The sequence below is a fragment of the Pseudomonas sp. HP_12 genome (assembly GCF_055283955.1).
Genome location: NZ_JBTOQG010000060.1, coordinates 178,648 through 195,108, shown reverse-complemented (window position 1 = coordinate 195,108; position 16,461 = coordinate 178,648). Strand labels below are relative to the sequence as shown.

Here is a 16,461-nt window from a genome sequence, read left to right as displayed (position 1 = left end):
GCCTGGAACGTGAGCGTTATCCGTTCTGCACCATCAACCGTCGCAGTTCCGCCAGAACCGGCGCTGACTCCGGTCGCACGCCGCGCCACAGGCAAAACGCCTCGGCGGCCTGCTCGACCAACATCCCCAAACCATCCACTGCCTGTCCGGCGCTGTGCTCCGTGGCCCAGCGGCAAAAGGCGGTCGGCTCCTTGGCGTACATCATGTCGTAGCAAATGGTCACGCCCGGCTGAATCAGACTGGGCGCAATGGGCGGTACTTCGCCCGACAGGCTCGCCGACGTGGCGTTGATGATGATGTCCACCGGCTCTTCCAGCCAGTCATAGCCGGCGGGCAGCACCGGGCCAATGTCGGCAAACTCCTCGGCCAATCGCTCGGCCTTTTCCACTGTGCGATTGGCGACCACCAGCACGTAGGGATCTTCCGCCAGCAAGGGTTCCAGCGCGCCACGCACCGCGCCGCCAGCTCCGAGCACAAGGATGCGTTTGTCCTTGAGCGTTACGCCATGATTGACCGTCAGGTCCCGAACCAGACCGGCTCCGTCCGTGTTGTCACCCAGCAGGCTGCCATCCGCCTGCAGCGCCAGCGTGTTGACCGCCCCGGCACGACGGCCGCGCTCGGTCAGCTGATCAGCTATCCGGTACGCTTCTTCCTTGAACGGGACGGTGACGTTGGCGCCACGGCCGGTCTGGAAGAATGCTTTGGCGAACGCGGTGAAGCCGTTCAGCGGGGCCAGTGAGGTCTGGTAGTCGAGCGCCTGACCGGTTTGCTCGGCGAACAGGCGATGGATCAGCGGCGACTTGCTGTGGGCGATGGGGTTACCGAAGACAACGTACTGATCAGTCATCACTGTGCCGCCTCAGCCAGCCAGTCGCGATCCTGCAGAAAATACTCCGTCAGGCGTGCTTCCTCGCTGCCCGGCTCGGCTTTCCAGTCATAGCCCCAGCGCACTTGTGGCGGCAGCGACATGAGGATCGATTCGGTCCGGCCACCCGATTGCAGCCCGAACAAGGTGCCACGGTCGTACACCAGATTGAATTCAACGTAACGCCCACGGCGGAACTCCTGAAACTCCCGTTGCTGCGGCGTGTACGGAGTGTCTCTACGGCGCTGAACGATGGGCAGATACGCCTCGACGAACGCATCACCGATGGCGCGAATGAAGGCGAAGCTGGTGTCGAAATCCCACTCGTTGAGGTCATCGAAAAACAGGCCGCCCACGCCGCGCGGTTCATTGCGGTGCTTGATATGGAAGTAGCGATCGCACCACGCCTTGTAACGGGGATAGACGTCAGCGCCGAACGGCGCGCAGGCCTGCTCGGCGACGCGGTGCCAATGAACGCAGTCTTCCTCGACGCCGTAATAGGGCGTCAGGTCAAAGCCGCCTCCGAACCACCACACTGGTTCTTCGCCTTCTTTCTCTGCGATGAAGAAACGCACATTGGCGTGGGCAGTCGGCACATGAGGATTGTGCGGGTGCATCACCAGCGACACGCCGAGTGCTTCGAAACCACGTCCTGCCAGCTCCGGTCGATGGGCGCTGGCCGATGGGGGGAGGCCGGCGCCGAAGACGTGGGAAAAATTGACCCCGCCCTTTTCGAGGATATGGCCATTCTCGATCACGCGGGTCCGTCCGCCACCCCCGGCAGGCCGCTCCCAGGCGTCCTCGACGAAACGGGCGCTGCCATCTTCGGTTTCCAGCGCGGCGCAAATGCGGTCCTGAAGATCGAGCAAGTAGGCTTTGACGGCATCGGTGCGAAAGGACATGGCGGTACCTGCATAAACTGAAACGTGCGTCGGGAGCGGGATTCGACCGGTCTTGGCGTTGGTAGCACGCCTCGCTCAGCAAACCCCGTCGGCGAAATTCGGCCCGTAGCATATCACCGGCATGGCGGCTGCCGCAGTTGACGAAGCGCCAACGAAGGAGTCCGATAGAGCCCTTTCGCATCGACAGTCATCCTCTGCAAGTCCGATCCATGACGGAGAAAGCAAATGGCAAAACGTATCCAGTTCAAGGCGTATGGCGGTCCCGAAGTGCTCGAGTACGTAGACTTCGAACCCCCGGCACCAGGGCCGAAAGACGTGCTTGTGCGTAACAAGGCGATTGGCGTCAATTTCATCGAGACCTACTTTCGCAGCGGCCTGTACCCGGCGCCTTCGTTCCCGTCGGGGTTGGGCAACGAAGGCGCGGGACTGGTTGAGGCGGTCGGCAGCGAAGTCACCCACGTCAAAGTCGGCGACCGGGTGGTGTACGGCACCGGTCCATTGGGTGCCTACGGGGACGTTCACTTAACGCCGGCCGCGAACATCGCCAAACTGCCTGACGGTATCAGCTTCGAGCAGGGCGCCGCCGTCATGCTCAAGGGCCTGACCGTGCAATACCTGTTTCGTCAGACCTACGAAATCCGCCCTGAAGAAACCATCCTGTTCCATGCCGCTGCCGGCGGCGTGGGGTCGATCGCCTGCCAGTGGGCCAGTGCCTTGGGCGTCAAGCTCATCGGCACGGTGAGCTCGGCAGAGAAGGCCGCGCACGCCAAAGCGCTCGGCGCTTGGGAAGTGATTGATTACAGCAAGGAAGACGTGGTCCAGCGTGTACTGGAATTGACCGACGGCAAGAAGGTCCCGGTGGTCTATGACGGCGTGGGCAAAGATACGTGGGAAACGTCGCTGAATTGCCTGGAATTGCGAGGCCTGCTGGTCAGCTTCGGCAATGCGTCAGGCGCAGTAACCGGGGTGAACCTCGGAGTCCTCGCTCAGAAAGGCTCGCTGTACGTCACCCGGCCGACGTTGGGCTCCTACGCGAACACCCCGGAAGCCTTGCAGGCGATGGCGGATGAGGTGTTTGAAATGGTCGCCAGCGGCAAGGTGAAGGTCGACGACATCCAGAAGTTTCCCCTCAAGGATGCCGCGAAGGCCCATACCGAACTGGCAGGGCGCAGAACGGTTGGGTCGATCATTCTGGTGCCTTGATCTCACCCTGCGAAACGGTGGAAGGGCATTAACCTGCCCTTACCACCTCAGCGGTGACCAGATCCCGTATCACACTCGGGTTGCGACGCCCGCCAAGGCTGCCGCTCAGCACCATGTCCAGTTGCTCGTGGAAATACTGCTCAACGCGCAGTCGTGAGCGGGCTGCGGGGCGGCCGGTCGGGTTGGCGGAGGTCGACACCAGTGGACCGGTCAAGGCGCACAGCTCGCGTACGGTCGGGTGATCGCTGACCCGGAGGGCGACGGTGTCGTGCTTTCCGGTGATCCAGTCCGGCAACAGGCCTTGATGTGGCACCAGCCAGGTGTTCGGTCCTGGCCAGGTGCTGGCCATGCGGTCGATCCACAGCTCAGGGAAGTCCTCGAAGAGGAAATCGAACTGACGGATGTTGTCTGCGATCAGGATCAAGCCCTTATCAACAGGCCGCGCCTTGATTGCCAGCAGGCGATACACCGCCTCTGCATCCCAGGGGTCACAACCCAACCCCCACACCGCTTCGGTTGGATAGGCAATCACCGCCCCGGCCCGAATTTCTCGTGCGGCTTGCTGCACTCGCCAACTGCTGACCATCGTCCGTTCTCCCAAATTACGCAGGCGGGCAGTTTAACCTCAGCGTGCCCGGGCAAACCATCGCCCGGCTTCACAGGCCACGCTGCTGTCGAGTTCAAGCTCGGTCAGCGCCGCCAGGACCTTTGGCAACGGCCAACCGCTGTTGTGGGCCAGCGCCTCGCCGGTTTGCGGCGCTGCGTGCAAGAGGGCGAGCAGCGGATGAAGCGGGGGCGACGGTTTATCAACGACGTCCGAACTCGGCGCGACGTTTTTCCAGCCCTGCAGCGCTTCAAGAATATGGTCGATGGTTTCCACCAGCACTGCCCCCTCACGGATCAGCTGGTGACAACCCCTCGCGCCCGGATGATGGATCGAGCCGGGGATGGCATAGACCTCACGGCCCTGCTCGGCGGCAAGCCGTGCCGTGATCAACGATCCGCTGGCAACGCTGGCCTCGACCACCAACACGCCCAGGGACAAACCGCTGATGATTCGATTGCGCCGGGGAAAGTTGCTGGCGTGGGGGCCTGCGTCCAGCGGCAGCTCGGAAATCACTGCGCCGCCCTCGGCCACCATACGCGCCGCAAGTTGACGATGCCGCTGTGGATAAAGTTTTTCGATGCCGGTGCCCAGCACGCCAATTGTCCCGCCTTTTACGTCCAGAGCACCTTGATGCGCGGCGCCGTCGATACCCAGCGCCAGCCCGCTGGTGATGACAAAACCGGCACCGGCCAGGCTTCGCGCGAACGCCGCTGCGGTGTCGAGTCCAGGCTTGGAAGCGCGTCGACTGCCCACCATTCCCAACTGCGGACGATCAAGCAATGCACGGTTTCCGGCGATGAAGAGCAGGGGCGGTGGATCCGGGATTTCTGCCAACAGCGCAGGGTAGTCAGGGTCGTCCCACATCAGCAAATGCTGGCCCGGACGCTCTAACCAGGCCAGTGCAGCACTGGCACCGTCGCGCACTTCGGCACTGCGACGGGCCTCGGCACTGGCCGCCGGCAGCCGCAGAGATCGCCATGCCGAAGCCGGCGCACTCAACGCGGCAGAGGCGCTGCCGAACGCATCGATGAGGGTGTGAAAACGTTTTGGACCGACTTCCGGCAGCCGATGCAGACGCAAACGGGCTTCCAGCTCAGCCGGCGACTGCTCGGCCTTTTCGAACAACGGCATGTCATCTTCCTTGATCCGAGACCCACCTTAATCAGTGGATCAAGCTGTGGATAAGTCTGTTAACAACAATTTGATAAGTGAAGCATGCCGGTGGAGAAAAGTGATTTGCAGCTGATACATAGCATTACGGATTGCGGACTTTGTCCTGAACCGCCAGAGATCGGGTTGCGTGCAGCACCATGCCGTAGCTCAGTCGCTCGTACGTGCGGAAGACCATCAGCAGCCCTGAGCGCTCGTCGGGAATTTTGACCTGATCACCGTTGACCCGGTCACGCACCGTCTCGCCGGTCTTGTAGATGGCCAGCACGTTGCCTTCGGCCAAGCCATCCAGTCGGCCACGGTCGATGGTCACCACGTCGAACTCGCCGATCTGGGTCACGCCCCGGGGCACATCGATGATAGTGCCGCTGATCGGTTGCTGGGGCTCATTAGGGACAAAGGTGGAATTGATTCCGCGTTCTTCACTGACGAAGAGCCGATCGCCGAGGCGTACTTCCTGGGTCGAGCGCTGCAGTTGCAACGTCGCCACGTCACCTTCGCTGGCAACGATTTGGCCGCTGCCGATGTCATCGGCATTGATGCCCAGCACCACGCCGCTCACCGGATCGACGTAGGTCTTGCCCTTGCGATAGATGCCGTACGACACATGGCTCGGCTCGAACTGGCCGCGGGCATAGATGCGATCACCCGCACCACTCAGCACCCGCTCGCCGGGGCCGGCCACGACATGAGGCGCGACTTCAAACTGGCTGGCGTTGTCGATGATTCGGTTGTTCAGCAGAAACGCATTGATCGCGCCCAGCGGGATGGTGGGAATCGCCTCGGCAATCGGCGTACTGCGCACACGCGGGGAGAGTTTGATGGTGCCGCGAGACTCACCGCGATTGACGACGATGCGTGGCTGACCATCGACGTAAATCAGGTTGAGCGTGTCGCCGGGGTAGATCAGATCAGGGTCGTGAACCTGCGGATTGGCGCGCCAGAGTTGGGGCCACTTCCACGGCTGGTTAAGAAATTTTCCGGAAATGTCCCAAAGTGTGTCACCGGCGACGACGGTGTAACTCTGTGGATGGCCATCCCTGAGCTGTACTTGCGCCTGGACAAGGCCTGTCGCGGCCAACAGCAGCAGGGCGAGTAGTGATTTCCTCATGCGGTGAATCCCTTTATCATGTTGGCTTCGCGTGAAACGCTGAGTCTTGCGAGACTTCCGGTTTTACTAGGGCTGCAGCTTGTGACGTCCCAAGCCTAGCAGCCGATTTTGACTTTACCCTACAGTGCATCCCTTACGTATATGGCCATTCTAAACATCCTCGAATTTCCCGATTCGCGCCTGCGCACCATCGCCAAGCCGGTGGCTGAAGTGGACGACGGCATTCGCCAGTTGGTCGACGACATGTTTGAAACCATGTACGAAGCGCCTGGCATCGGTCTGGCCGCGACGCAGGTTAACGTACACAAGCGCGTGGTGGTGATGGATCTCTCCGAAGATCGCAGCGAGCCGCGGGTGTTCATCAACCCCGAGATCGAGCCGCTCACCGACGAGATGGACCAGTACCAGGAAGGCTGCCTGTCTGTTCCAGGTTTCTACGAAAACGTGGATCGCCCGCAACGGGTCAAGGTCAAGGCGCTGGACCGTGACGGCCAGCCCTACGAGTTCATCGCCGAAGGCCTGCTCGCCGTGTGCATCCAGCACGAATGCGATCACCTGAACGGCAAGCTGTTCGTTGATTACCTGTCCAATCTCAAGCGCGACCGGATCAAGAAGAAGCTGGAAAAACTCCACAAGCAAAACGCCTGATCCCGCCATCCTCCTTTCTACCGTAGGAGCCCGTTTGCCCGCGATAGCGACCTGTCCTCTGCCGCATTTGTCGGCTGACACCACGCCATCGCGGGCAAGCGCGTTTCTACCGTCATACTCAAGAGAAGCCCATGACTGAGCCACTGCGCATCGTGTTCGCCGGCACCCCGGAATTCGCCGCCGAGCATTTGAAAGCCCTGCTCGACAGTCCCCACGACGTCATTGCGGTGTACACCCAGCCAGATCGCCCGGCCGGTCGTGGTCAGAAGCTGATGCCGAGCCCGGTCAAGCAGCTTGCCCTTCAGCACACTATTCCTGTCATGCAGCCGCCCACCTTGCGCGCACCCGAAGCCCAGGCCGAGCTGGCCGCGTTGCAACCGGACCTGCTGGTCGTGGTCGCCTATGGCCTGATCCTTCCGCAGGCCGTACTGGATATTCCGCGTCTGGGCTGCATCAACAGCCACGCCTCGTTGCTCCCACGCTGGCGCGGTGCTGCGCCGATCCAGCGCGCGGTGCAGGCCGGCGATGCCGAGAGCGGCGTGACGGTCATGCGTATGGAAGCGGGGCTGGACACCGGCCCGATGCTGCTCAAGGTGACGACCCCGATCACGGCCGACGACACCGGCGGTACGCTGCACGATCGTCTCGCTGAGCTCGGCCCGCCTGCGGTGATTCATGCCATTGCCGGCCTGGCAGACGGTACGCTTGTGGGCGAAGTACAGGACGACAGCCTCGCCACCTATGCGCACAAACTGAACAAAGATGAAGCACGTATCGACTGGACCCGCCCGGCCGTTGAGCTGGAGCGACTGGTACGCGCCTTCAACCCATGGCCGATCTGCCACACCACGCTCAACGGCGAAGCGCTGAAGGTTCTGGCCGCGCAGATCGCCGACGGGGAGGGCACGCCCGGCAGCATCATCGACGCAAGCAAAGACGGCCTGCTGGTCGCGTGCGGTGACGGCGCGCTGCGTCTGAAGCGTGTGCAACTCCCCGGCGGCAAACCGCTGGGCTTCGCTGACCTGTTCAACAGCCGCCGCGAGAAGTTCGCCGTCGGCACTGTCCTCGGCCAAGCGGTGGATGCTCAATGAACCCGCGTCTGGCCGCAGCCAAGGCCCTGGCTGCCGTACTGAGTGGCAAGGCATCGCTGAACAGCTCCTTGCCCACGCAACTGGACAAGGTTGAAGACCGCGACCGCGGCCTGACCCAGGATCTGGCATTTGGCACCGCGCGTTGGGAGCCAAGGCTCTCCGCGCTGGCGGCCAAGCTGCTGCAGAAACCCTTCAAAACCGCTGATAACGACGTGCAGGCTTTATTGCTGGTGGGCCTGTATCAGCTGTTCTATTCGCGGATTCCTGCCCACGCCGCTATCGGCGAAACCGTGGGCTGCGCCGACAAACTGAAAAAACCGTGGGCAAAAGCGTTGCTCAACGCCGTGCTGCGTCGAGCCCAACGGGAAGGTGAGGCACTGCTGACAGAACTGGAACACGATCCGGTGGTGCGCACTGCTCATCCACGCTGGCTGCAAAAAGCGTTGAAAGCCGCCTGGCCTGAGCATTGGGAAGCGATTTGTGCGGCAAACAACGCCCACCCGCCGATGATTTTACGGGTCAACCGCCGGCACAAAACCCGCGAGCAGTACCTTCAGCTGTTACTGGACGCAGGCATCGCAGCGGCGCCGAGCACGTTCAGCCAGGACGGCATCGTGCTTACCGAACCGGGCGATGTTCGCTCGCTGCCGGGTTTCGCCGAGGGCTGGATCAGCGTTCAGGATGAGGCAGCGCAACTGGCCGCCGACTTGTTGGAGCTGGCGCCGGGTCAACGTGTGCTGGACGCCTGTTGCGCACCGGGTGGCAAGACCTGCCATCTGCTGGAAGTCCAACCGGGCCTGGCAGGCGTCGTTGCGGTGGACCTTGAAGCCAAACGCATGGTGCGGGTCAAAGAGAACCTGGATCGCCTGGGCCTGAGTGCCGAACTCATCGCCGCCGACGCCCGCGCCACGGATCTATGGTGGGACGGCAAACCGTTCCAGCGCATTCTACTGGACGCGCCTTGCTCGGCGACTGGCGTGATTCGCCGCCACCCCGACATCAAGCTGACCCGTCAGGCCGATGACATTCCTGCCCTTGCTACGCTGCAGGGCGAACTGCTCGACGCGCTGTGGCCGACGCTGCAGGTCGGCGGGATCTTGCTGTACGCCACATGCTCGACCCTGCCGACTGAAAACACCGAAGTCATTGATGCATTCCTGGCGCGTACGTCGGGGGCTCGGGAGCTGGACATTGCCGGTCAGCAAGGCAATCCGCCTCCCGGTCTAAAGCAGCCCCACGGCCGTCAGTTGCTGGCCCAGGAAGGCGGGCATGACGGGTTTTACTACGCCAAACTGATCAAGATTGCGGCGGCGTGAAGACAAGTACCCGGTGTGACGGAATCATCATTTCAAGGAGAGACTGATTGAAGATCATCATTCTCGGCGCAGGGCAGGTCGGCGGTACGCTGGCCGAGCACCTGGCCAGCGAAGCCAACGACATCACCGTCGTGGACACCGATCAGGATCGTCTGCGAGCGTTGGGTGATCGCCTCGATATCCGCACCGTTCACGGTCGCGGCTCATTTCCAACCGTGCTGCGTCAGGCCGGCGCCGACGACGCCGACATGCTGGTGGCCGTGACCAGCAGCGACGAGACCAACATGGTCGCCTGCCAGGTCGCGTACACGCTGTTCCAGACCCCGACCAAGATTGCCCGGGTTCGCGAGTCGGCGTACCTGACCCGCTCAGGCCTGTTCGCCAACGGCGCCATTCCCGTGGACGTGCTTATCAGCCCTGAGCAAGTGGTCACCCATTACATCAAGCGGCTCATCGAATACCCCAGCGCGCTGCAAGTCATCGACTTCGCCGGCGGCAAGGTGCAGATGGTGGCGGTCAAGGCGTACTACGGCGGCCCTCTGGTGGGGCAGCAACTGCGTCAACTGCGCACGCACATGCCCAATGTCGAGACTCGCGTCGCGGCTATTTTCCGTCGTGACCGTCCGATCATTCCTCAGGGCGATACGGTTATCGAGGCTGACGACGAGGTCTTTTTCATCGCTGCCAAAGCGGATATTCGCGCCGTTATGGGCGAGATGCGTCGTCTGGATGTGAGCTACAAGCGCATCGTGATTGCTGGCGGCGGGCAGATCGGCGAGCGGCTGGCGGAGGCCATCGAGAACCGCTATCAGGTCAAGATCATCGAGATGAATCCCGCCCGATGCCGTCACCTGTCAGACACGCTCAACAACACGGTGATCCTGCAAGGCAGCTCTTCGGATCGCGACCTTCTTGTGGAAGAGAACATCGACAATGCCGACCTGTTTCTGGCGCTGACCAACGACGACGAGGCGAACATTATGTCGTCGTTACTGGCCAAACGTCTCGGCGCGAAGAAGGTGATGACGATCATCAACAACCCGGCCTATGTCGACCTGGTGCAAGGGGGAGAGATTGATGTCGCGGTCAGCCCTCAGCTCGCCACCATTGGTACGCTGCTGGCGCACGTGCGGCGCGGCGATATCGTCAGCGTGCATTCATTGCGTCGGGGCGCGGCGGAAGCCATCGAAATCGTCGCCCATGGCGATGCCAAATCCAGCAAGGTGATTGGCAAAGCCATCATGCACATCAACCTGCCGCCCGGCACGACCATTGGCGCCATCACCCGTGCCGATCAGGTGATCATTGCCCATGACAGCACGGTGATCGAATCGGGCGATCACGTGGTCATGTTCCTTGTGGATAAAAAGTACATCCGCGACGTGGAGCGGCTGTTTCAGGTGGGTTTGAGCTTTTTTTAAAAGCTCAATACCAGCGCTTCTCACCCTCGGGGCGTTTCTTGAAGCGCTTCATGGTCCACATGTATTGGCTTGGATAGGCCCGCACGTACTTCTCAACCACCTTGCTCATGGCAGCTGCCGACGTAGCGGTATCGGTGCTGTACATGTCGTCCGGCGCGGCTTCGAGTACGACTTTGTAACCAGAGCCATCCTCCAGACGCATCGCGTGAAGAAACACGCCCACCGCTTTGCCGCCCGCCAGCATGTTCGGGACGAACTTGCTGGTCAGCGCCATCGTCCCGCAGAAGGGTACGAAGATGCCTGCTGACTCAGCGGGTTCCGGGTCCGCCGGAATGCCGACCGAGCCACCTTTGCGCACTTCCTTGATGACGCTGAGAATGCCTTCCTTGGTGGACGCTGCGACGCGGTTCCCCAACTGTACGCGCTGCTTGCGCAGCAGATCGTCCACGGCCTTGAGCTTGGGTGGCCGGTAGAAAATGATCGGTTTGCACTGGCTGCAGTAGAAGTGGTTGAGCACTTCCCAGTTGCCGAGATGGCTGGTGATACCGACGACGCCCTTGCCCGACGCCAAAGCGTCTTTCAACACCTGAAGCCCTTCGACTTCGCGAACCAGATTGATCGACTTCTGCGCCGGCCAGATCCACGCGCAGGCGCTTTCGGTCAGGGTCTTGCCGATGTCCATCAGACTGCGGCCGACCAGTGCTTCGAGTTCTTCAGGGCTAAGTTCAGGGAAGCACTTGGACAGGTTGATGCGCGCGACGTCGCGAGACCGGTTAGGCAACTTCCACATCAGCCAGCCAATGCAGGTGCCGACCCATTGCACTGCGCGCCACGGCAACAGGGCAAACAGGCGCAGTGCCCCAACCATCAAGGCGCCTTTGAACTTATCCACAGATCACTCCCGAATACATGAGGCGGCCATTGTAACCATTCATGGGAGCCGATTATCCACATCACCCACCAGCTCGGCGTATCGATCGCAATCAACCGTATGGTCCATCACCATGCCGGTGGCCTGCATGTAGGCATAACAGATGGTCGGGCCAACGAAGGTGAAGCCGGCTTTCTTCAGCGCTTTGCTCATCGCTTCGGCCTCAGGCGTAATGGCCGGAACCTCGCTGCGGTCCTTGAAGTGATTGACCTTCGGCTCGCCTCCGACAAAAGACCAGACAAACGCGACCGGATCCTCGAGCCGTAACCAGGCGAGAGCGTTCTTGCGCGCGGCGTTGAGCTTGAGACGGTTGCGCACAATGCCGGGCTCCAGCATCAGGGCTTCGATTTCCGCATCGGTCATTGCGGCGATGCGCTGGACGTCGAAGCCGAACATCACTTCGCGGTAGCGCTCGCGCTTTTTCAGGATGGTGATCCACGACAGTCCGGCCTGGAACCCTTCGAGCAACAGGAACTCGAACAGCATCTGCGCATCGCGCAACGGCACACCCCACTCTTGATCGTGGTAGTCCATGTAAAGCGGATCTTCGTTGCACCAAAAGCAGCGTGGCATAGGGCTCCCAAGGGTGGAGGCGCGGCCGAATCGGGTATACTCCCGCTCTTTAAATCGCAGCCCCCCAGTACAGGTGAATTTCGTGAGCCAGCCTACGCCAGCCGTGCGTACCTTCCAAGACTTGATCCTCGCCCTCCAGCAATACTGGGCTGAGCAAGGTTGTGTGGTACTTCAGCCCTACGATATGGAAGTGGGCGCCGGCACTTTCCACACCGCTACGTTTCTGCGCGCCATCGGCCCGGAAACCTGGAACGCCGCCTACGTACAACCGAGCCGTCGTCCTACCGATGGCCGTTATGGCGAGAACCCGAATCGCCTGCAGCACTACTATCAATTCCAGGTCGTCCTCAAGCCCAACCCGGACAATTTCCAGGAGCTCTACCTCGGCTCCCTGAAGCACGTGGGCCTCGACCCGCTCGTGCACGACGTCCGCTTTGTCGAAGACAACTGGGAATCCCCAACCCTCGGCGCCTGGGGCCTGGGCTGGGAGATTTGGCTGAACGGCATGGAAGTGTCGCAATTCACCTATTTCCAACAAGTCGGCGGCATCGAGTGCTACCCGGTCACCGGCGAAATCACCTACGGCCTCGAGCGTCTGGCGATGTACCTGCAAGGCGTCGAGTCGGTCTACGACCTGGTCTGGACTGACGGCCCTTTCGGCAAAGTCACCTATGGCGATGTGTTCCATCAAAACGAAGTGGAGCAATCGACCTATAACTTCGAGCACGCCAACGTCGACAAGCTGTTCGAGCTGTTCGATTTCTATGAAAGCGAAGCCGTGCGCCTGATCGAAGTCGAGCTGCCATTGCCGAGCTACGAAATGGTCCTCAAGGCCTCTCACACCTTTAACTTGCTGGATGCCCGTCGCGCGATTTCCGTGACGGCGCGTCAGCAGTACATTCTGCGCGTCCGCACCCTGGCTCGCTCCGTGGCCCAGGCGTACCTGATGGCCCGGGCCAAGCTCGGCTTCCCGATGGCCGCGCCCGATATCCGCGATGAAGTGTTGGCCAAGCTGGAGGCTGCGCAATGAGTGCTCAAGATTTTCTGGTTGAACTGGGCACTGAAGAACTGCCACCCAAAGCATTGAATACCCTGGCCGATGCGTTTATGGCCGGTATTGAAAAAGGCCTGCAGGCTGCGGGTCTGACCTACAGCGCCAAGCAGGTTTATGCCGCGCCACGTCGTCTGGCGGTGCTGATTACTCAGCTCGCCACCGAGCAGCCGGATCGCAGCGTCAATCTGGACGGCCCGCCACGCCAGGCCGCGTTTGATGCCGAGGGCAATCCGACCCAGGCTGCCTTGGGCTTCGCCAAGAAGTGCGGCGTCGACCTGAGTGAGATCGACCAGAGCGGCCCGAAGCTGCGTTACAGCCAGAGCATTCCTGGCAAGCCAACATTAAGCCTGCTGCCCACCATCGTTGAAGATTCGCTCAACGACCTGCCGATTCCGAAGCGCATGCGCTGGGGTGCGCGCAAGGAAGAGTTCGTACGTCCGACCCAGTGGCTGGTGATGCTGTTTGGCGATCAAGTCGTCGATTGCACCCTTCTTGCCCAGACGTCCGGCCGTGAATCCCGTGGCCATCGCTTCCATCATCCGGAGAGCGTGCGCATTACCTCGCCGGCCAACTACGCCAGCGACTTGCGCGCGGCCTACGTGCTCGCGGACTTCAACGAGCGTCGTCAGCTGATCAGCAAGCGCGTTGAAGAACTTGCCACGCAACACGAAGGCACCGCCATCGTGCCGCCGGCATTGCTTGATGAAGTGACTGCGCTGGTCGAGTGGCCCGTGCCGCTGGTGTGCTCGTTCGAGGAGCGTTTCCTTGAAGTGCCGCAGGAAGCCCTCATCACCACGATGCAGGACAACCAGAAGTACTTCTGCCTGCTGGATGCCGAAGGCAAGCTGCTGCCGCGCTTCATTACTGTCGCGAACATCGACAGCAAGGACCCTTCCCAGATCGTCCACGGTAACGAGAAAGTCGTTCGCCCGCGTCTGACCGACGCTGAGTTCTTCTTTAAGCAGGACAAGAAGCAAAAGCTGGAGACATTCAACCAGCGCCTGCAGAACGTGGTGTTCCAGGCGCAACTGGGCACGGTATTCGACAAAGCCGAACGTGTTTCCAAGCTGGCCGCTTTCATCGCGCCCCGCATTGGCGGCGATGCTCAGCGCGCCGCGCGTGCAGGCTTGCTCTCCAAGTGCGACCTGGCGACCGAAATGGTTGGCGAGTTTCCCGAGATGCAAGGCGTTGCAGGCTACTACTACGCCTTGGCCGACGGCGAACCCGAAGACGTCGCGCTGGCGTTGAACGAACAGTACATGCCACGTGGCGCTGGTGCTGAATTGCCGGGCACGCTGACTGGCGCCGCTGTTGCCATTGCCGACAAGCTCGACACACTCGTGGGCATCTTCGGCATCGGCATGCTGCCGACCGGTAGCAAAGACCCGTACGCTTTGCGCCGGGCCGCACTGGGCATCCTGCGCATCCTGATCGATAAGAAACTGGATCTGGATCTGGTCAAAACCGTGCAGTTCGCCGTCGCTCAGTTCGGTGTGAAGATCAAGCCTGCTGGTCTGCCAGAGCAGGTTCTCGAATTCATCTTCGATCGTCTGCGCGCGCGCTATGAAGACGAAGGCGTCGACGTTTCTGTCTACCTGTCGGTGCGCGCTTTGCAGCCCGCTTCGGCGCTGGACTTCGATCAACGTGTTCAGGCTGTTCAGGCCTTCCGCAAGTTGCCTGAGGCTGCAGCATTGGCCGCCGTGAACAAGCGGGTTTCCAATCTGCTGAGCAAGGCAGATGGCAACATCGCCCAGACCGTCGAGCCGAAGTATTTCGATAACGCCAACGAGTTCTCGCTGTACTCGGCGATTCAGCAGGCAGATCAGGCCGTCGCGCCGATGTCCGCCAGCCGTCAGTACAACGAAGCGCTGACGCGTCTTGCGGCACTTCGCGAGCCTGTGGATGCGTTTTTCGAGGCGGTCATGGTCAACGCGGAAGACGCCAGCGTGCGGGCTAACCGTTATGCCTTGCTCGCACGTCTGCGCAATCTGTTCCTCGGCGTTGCCGACATCTCCTTGTTGGGCTGACAGCGGAGCGCATGCCAGTGAAGTTGCTGATTCTCGATCGGGACGGGGTGATCAACCAGGACTCCGACGCCTACATCAAGTCGGTGGACGAGTGGGTTCCGATTCCCGGCTCCATCGAGGCCATTGCGCAACTAAGTAGAGCCGGCTGGACGGTGGCAGTGGCCACCAACCAGTCCGGCATTGCTCGCGGTTACTACGATCTCGCCACCCTTGATGCCATGCACGCACGCTTGCGTGAACTCGTGGCGGAGGAGGGTGGTGAGATCGGACTGATTGTTTATTGCCCCCACGGCCCGGACGCCGGCTGCGATTGCCGCAAGCCAAAACCGGGCATGCTGAAGACCATTGCCCGCCATTACGCCGTCGATTTACGCGGCGTGTGGTTTGTGGGCGACAGCAAGGGTGACCTGGAGGCGGCGGTGGCCGTCGACTCACAACCTGTTCTGGTCATGACCGGTAAAGGTCAGAAGACGCGAAGCGGTGCATTGCCCGCAGGCACGTTGGTTTTCGATGATCTGGCGGCGGTTGCCGCAGAACTAATCCACAACAGCGCCCCGTTGAACGGCTAACGGCTATTCAACGGCTCGCTCAATTCGGGCAATTGCCCCGTAACGGTAAAAGCAGCTATGTCGATTGTGCAGGCCATCAGGATTTTCTTCTTTTACCTGCTGCTGGGCACTACCGCCCTGCTGTGGTGTTCGCTGAGTTTCTTTATTGCACCTTTCCTGCCGTTCCGTCTTCGTTATCGCTTCATCAATGTGTACTGGTGCCGCTGCGCCTTGTGGCTGACTCGCGTGTTCCTCAACATCAAGGTCAGTGTTACCGGCCAGGAAAACATTCCCGAGACGCCGTGCGTGATCGTCTCCAATCACCAGAGCACGTGGGAAACGTTTTTTCTCTCGGCCCACTTTCAACCGTTGAGCCAAGTGCTCAAGCGGGAGTTGTTGTACGTGCCTTTCTTCGGCTGGGCGATGGCGATGCTGCGTCCCATCGCCATTGATCGCAATAACCCCAAAGCGGCGCTGAAGGTCGTGGCGAAGAAAGGCGATGAGTTGCTCAAAGATCGCGTCTGGGTGCTGATCTTCCCTGAAGGCACACGCGTGCCGTACGGCCAGATCGGAAAGTTCTCGCGCAGCGGGTCGGCATTGGCGGTTAACGCGGACTTGCCCGTCCTGCCCATCTCCCACAATGCCGGCCGCTATTGGCCTAAAGAGGGCTGGGGTAAAAAGCCGGGGACCATCGAAGTCGTGATTGGCAAACCGATGTACGCAGAGGGCACTGGCCCTCGCGCAATCGCTGCGCTGAACGATCGCGTCTCGTCATGGAACGAGCAAACCCAGCGTGATTTGGGATCGCCCGCAATGCCTGCGCCTGCGCCAGAGAAATCACCGGCGTGAATTGTGGATAACCTGTGCACGAATAAGTAGAAATTCGAGAAATTAACTGCTAACTCATTAATTTTAATACTTATTTCTTCGAGCGCTTAAAACGCCGATACGTGCATAAGTTTTTTCTCATCGTCTGCCGATGACCTGAAAAGAC

The 16,461-nt window shown here is 60.8% G+C and carries 16 protein-coding genes; 9 read left to right on the top strand and 7 right to left on the bottom strand.

Going from position 1 to position 16,461, the window contains the following annotated elements:
* Positions 1 to 16 precede the first annotated feature (16 nt).
* Positions 17 to 847, bottom strand: a complete 831-nt coding sequence (aroE, locus tag ACYASU_RS24645; protein WP_463584366.1) for a shikimate dehydrogenase — start codon at positions 845 to 847, stop codon at positions 17 to 19.
* Entirely contained in the window at positions 847 to 1,767 is a 921-nt protein-coding gene (gene hemF, locus ACYASU_RS24640) for an oxygen-dependent coproporphyrinogen oxidase (protein WP_346627338.1), read from the bottom strand. The genes aroE and hemF overlap by 1 nt, the downstream gene beginning before the upstream one ends.
* A gap of 225 nt (positions 1,768 to 1,992) precedes the next feature.
* Between hemF and ACYASU_RS24635 the strand changes: the two genes are divergently transcribed.
* Positions 1,993 to 2,970, top strand: coding sequence for an NADPH:quinone reductase (locus ACYASU_RS24635; RefSeq protein WP_463584365.1), 978 nt, complete (start codon positions 1,993 to 1,995; stop codon positions 2,968 to 2,970).
* A gap of 28 nt (positions 2,971 to 2,998) precedes the next feature.
* Here the strand turns inward: ACYASU_RS24635 and tsaC are convergent, their stop codons facing one another.
* The 3 genes from tsaC to ACYASU_RS24620 all read right to left on the bottom strand — a co-directional run bounded on the left by tsaC (position 2,999) and on the right by ACYASU_RS24620 (position 5,858).
* A complete protein-coding gene (gene tsaC, locus ACYASU_RS24630; RefSeq protein ID WP_133774050.1) occupies positions 2,999 to 3,556 on the bottom strand; it encodes an L-threonylcarbamoyladenylate synthase type 1 TsaC in 558 nt (185 codons plus the stop codon).
* A gap of 39 nt (positions 3,557 to 3,595) precedes the next feature.
* Positions 3,596 to 4,708 (bottom strand): DNA-processing protein DprA, encoded by a 1,113-nt coding sequence (gene dprA / locus ACYASU_RS24625; protein WP_463584364.1) that lies wholly within the window; start codon positions 4,706 to 4,708, stop codon positions 3,596 to 3,598.
* Between the two features lie 124 nt (positions 4,709 to 4,832).
* Positions 4,833 to 5,858, bottom strand: coding sequence for a LysM peptidoglycan-binding domain-containing protein (locus tag ACYASU_RS24620; RefSeq protein WP_463584363.1), 1,026 nt, complete (start codon positions 5,856 to 5,858; stop codon positions 4,833 to 4,835).
* A gap of 141 nt (positions 5,859 to 5,999) precedes the next feature.
* Here ACYASU_RS24620 and def point away from each other — a divergent pair, with 141 nt between their 5' ends.
* From def to trkA, 4 genes are all read left to right on the top strand, one after another.
* Positions 6,000 to 6,506, top strand: coding sequence for a peptide deformylase (gene def, locus ACYASU_RS24615; protein WP_205485646.1), 507 nt, complete (start codon positions 6,000 to 6,002; stop codon positions 6,504 to 6,506).
* 131 nt (positions 6,507 to 6,637) lie between these two features.
* Complete coding sequence (gene fmt, locus ACYASU_RS24610) at positions 6,638 to 7,597, top strand: methionyl-tRNA formyltransferase (RefSeq protein WP_463584362.1); 960 nt, start codon at positions 6,638 to 6,640, stop codon at positions 7,595 to 7,597.
* On the top strand, positions 7,594 to 8,913 hold the full coding sequence (gene rsmB, locus ACYASU_RS24605) for a 16S rRNA (cytosine(967)-C(5))-methyltransferase RsmB (RefSeq protein WP_463584361.1): 1,320 nt from the start codon (positions 7,594 to 7,596) through the stop codon (positions 8,911 to 8,913). The genes fmt and rsmB overlap by 4 nt, the downstream gene beginning before the upstream one ends.
* A gap of 47 nt (positions 8,914 to 8,960) precedes the next feature.
* Positions 8,961 to 10,334 carry a Trk system potassium transporter TrkA gene (gene trkA / locus ACYASU_RS24600; protein ID WP_172610176.1) on the top strand — a complete coding sequence of 458 codons (1,374 nt, stop codon included), beginning with the start codon at positions 8,961 to 8,963 and terminating at the stop codon, positions 10,332 to 10,334.
* 4 nt (positions 10,335 to 10,338) lie between these two features.
* Here the strand turns inward: trkA and ACYASU_RS24595 are convergent, their stop codons facing one another.
* Both ACYASU_RS24595 and ACYASU_RS24590 read right to left on the bottom strand, forming a co-directional pair.
* A complete protein-coding gene (locus tag ACYASU_RS24595) occupies positions 10,339 to 11,226 on the bottom strand; it encodes a lysophospholipid acyltransferase (protein WP_122534273.1) in 888 nt (295 codons plus the stop codon).
* 39 nt (positions 11,227 to 11,265) lie between these two features.
* Positions 11,266 to 11,838, bottom strand: coding sequence for a DNA-3-methyladenine glycosylase I (locus ACYASU_RS24590; protein ID WP_192174401.1), 573 nt, complete (start codon positions 11,836 to 11,838; stop codon positions 11,266 to 11,268).
* Positions 11,839 to 11,920: 82 nt separating this feature from the next.
* Here ACYASU_RS24590 and glyQ point away from each other — a divergent pair, with 82 nt between their 5' ends.
* From glyQ to ACYASU_RS24570, 4 genes are read left to right on the top strand one after another with little or no spacing between them, the layout of a single operon-like run.
* Complete coding sequence (gene glyQ / locus ACYASU_RS24585; RefSeq protein WP_065988033.1) at positions 11,921 to 12,868, top strand: glycine--tRNA ligase subunit alpha; 948 nt, start codon at positions 11,921 to 11,923, stop codon at positions 12,866 to 12,868.
* Positions 12,865 to 14,919, top strand: coding sequence for a glycine--tRNA ligase subunit beta (glyS, locus tag ACYASU_RS24580; protein ID WP_463584360.1), 2,055 nt, complete (start codon positions 12,865 to 12,867; stop codon positions 14,917 to 14,919). The genes glyQ and glyS overlap by 4 nt, the downstream gene beginning before the upstream one ends.
* An 11-nt stretch (positions 14,920 to 14,930) precedes the next feature.
* Positions 14,931 to 15,488: a D-glycero-beta-D-manno-heptose 1,7-bisphosphate 7-phosphatase gene (gmhB, locus tag ACYASU_RS24575; protein WP_463584359.1), complete on the top strand. Its 558-nt coding sequence runs from the start codon at positions 14,931 to 14,933 to the stop codon at positions 15,486 to 15,488.
* 57 nt (positions 15,489 to 15,545) lie between these two features.
* Positions 15,546 to 16,316, top strand: coding sequence for a lysophospholipid acyltransferase family protein (locus ACYASU_RS24570; protein WP_463584358.1), 771 nt, complete (start codon positions 15,546 to 15,548; stop codon positions 16,314 to 16,316).
* The last annotated feature ends 145 nt before the right edge of the window (positions 16,317 to 16,461 follow it).

Bases quoted from the DNA above. Each gene is read 5' to 3' on its own strand.
- aroE (WP_463584366.1), bottom strand. From the start codon at position 847: ATGACTGATCAGTACGTTGTCTTCGGTAACCCCATCGCCCACAGCAAG.
- hemF (WP_346627338.1), bottom strand. From the start codon at position 1,767: ATGTCCTTTCGCACCGATGCCGTCAAAGCCTACTTGCTCGATCTTCAG.
- ACYASU_RS24635 (WP_463584365.1), top strand. From the start codon at position 1,993: ATGGCAAAACGTATCCAGTTCAAGGCGTATGGCGGTCCCGAAGTGCTC.
- tsaC (WP_133774050.1), bottom strand. From the start codon at position 3,556: ATGGTCAGCAGTTGGCGAGTGCAGCAAGCCGCACGAGAAATTCGGGCC.
- dprA (WP_463584364.1), bottom strand. From the start codon at position 4,708: ATGCCGTTGTTCGAAAAGGCCGAGCAGTCGCCGGCTGAGCTGGAAGCC.
- ACYASU_RS24620 (WP_463584363.1), bottom strand. From the start codon at position 5,858: ATGAGGAAATCACTACTCGCCCTGCTGCTGTTGGCCGCGACAGGCCTT.
- def (WP_205485646.1), top strand. From the start codon at position 6,000: ATGGCCATTCTAAACATCCTCGAATTTCCCGATTCGCGCCTGCGCACC.
- fmt (WP_463584362.1), top strand. From the start codon at position 6,638: ATGACTGAGCCACTGCGCATCGTGTTCGCCGGCACCCCGGAATTCGCC.
- rsmB (WP_463584361.1), top strand. From the start codon at position 7,594: ATGAACCCGCGTCTGGCCGCAGCCAAGGCCCTGGCTGCCGTACTGAGT.
- ACYASU_RS24590 (WP_192174401.1), bottom strand. From the start codon at position 11,838: ATGCCACGCTGCTTTTGGTGCAACGAAGATCCGCTTTACATGGACTAC.
- glyS (WP_463584360.1), top strand. From the start codon at position 12,865: ATGAGTGCTCAAGATTTTCTGGTTGAACTGGGCACTGAAGAACTGCCA.
- gmhB (WP_463584359.1), top strand. From the start codon at position 14,931: ATGCCAGTGAAGTTGCTGATTCTCGATCGGGACGGGGTGATCAACCAG.
- ACYASU_RS24570 (WP_463584358.1), top strand. From the start codon at position 15,546: ATGTCGATTGTGCAGGCCATCAGGATTTTCTTCTTTTACCTGCTGCTG.